At 52.5% G+C, this 1,081-nt stretch carries 1 rRNA gene; it reads right to left on the bottom strand.

The features are described from left to right. Positions 1-1,081 (bottom strand): 23S ribosomal RNA (locus tag K7H08_RS18315); the annotation flags it as partial.

Below are 1,081 nucleotides of genomic sequence, written 5' to 3'. Positions count from 1 at the left end.
GGCTTACACGACGCTCCTCTACCGCTCACACATAGTGTGAACCCGTAGCTTCGGTACCTGGTTTAGCCCCGTTACATCTTCCGCGCAGGCCGACTCGACTAGTGAGCTATTACGCTTTCTTTAAAGGATGGCTGCTTCTAAGCCAACCTCCTAGCTGTCTGAGCCTTCCCACATCGTTTCCCACTTAACCAGGATTTCGGGACCTTAGCTGACGGTCTGGGTTGTTTCCCTTTTCACGACGGACGTTAGCACCCGCCGTGTGTCTCCCACGCTTGCACTCACCGGTATTCGGAGTTTGCCTCGGGTTGGTAAGTCGGGATGACCCCCTAGCCGAAACAGTGCTCTACCCCCGGCGGTGATACGTGAGGCGCTACCTAAATAGCTTTCGAGGAGAACCAGCTATCTCCGAGCTTGATTAGCCTTTCACTCCGATCCACAAGTCATCCAAATCTTTTTCAACAGATCCTGGTTCGGGCCTCCAGTTGATGTTACTCAACCTTCACCCTGCTCATGGATAGATCGCTCGGTTTCGGGTCTATATCCAGCGACTGTGTCGCCCAGTTAAGACTCGGTTTCCCTACGGCTCCCCTAAACGGTTAACCTCGCCACTGAATATAAGTCGCTGACCCATTATACAAAAGGTACGCAGTCACAGAACAAGTCTGCTCCTACTGCTTGTACGCACACGGTTTCAGGATCTATTTCACTCCCCTCTCCGGGGTTCTTTTCGCCTTTCCCTCACGGTACTGGTTCACTATCGGTCAGCCAGGAGTATTTAGCCTTGGAGGATGGTCCCCCCGTCTTCAGTCAAGGTTTCTCGTGCCCCGACCTACTCGATTTCACATGATCAGATTTTCGACTACGGGGCTATCACCCACTATGGCCGCGCTTCCCAGCGCATTCGCCTAATCAGTCACATGCTTAAGGGCTGGTCCCCGTTCGCTCGCCGCTACTAGGGGAATCTCGGTTGATTTCTTTTCCTCAGGGTACTTAGATGTTTCAGTTCCCCTGGTTCGCCTCTTACGCCTATATATTCAGCGCAAGATACTCATCTTATGATGAGTGGGTTTCCCCATTCAGA

Source organism: Halomonas sp. IOP_6, assembly GCF_021151565.1.
GTDB lineage: Bacteria > Pseudomonadota > Gammaproteobacteria > Pseudomonadales > Halomonadaceae > Vreelandella > Vreelandella alkaliphila.
This window is presented reverse-complemented; position numbering and strand designations above follow the sequence as displayed.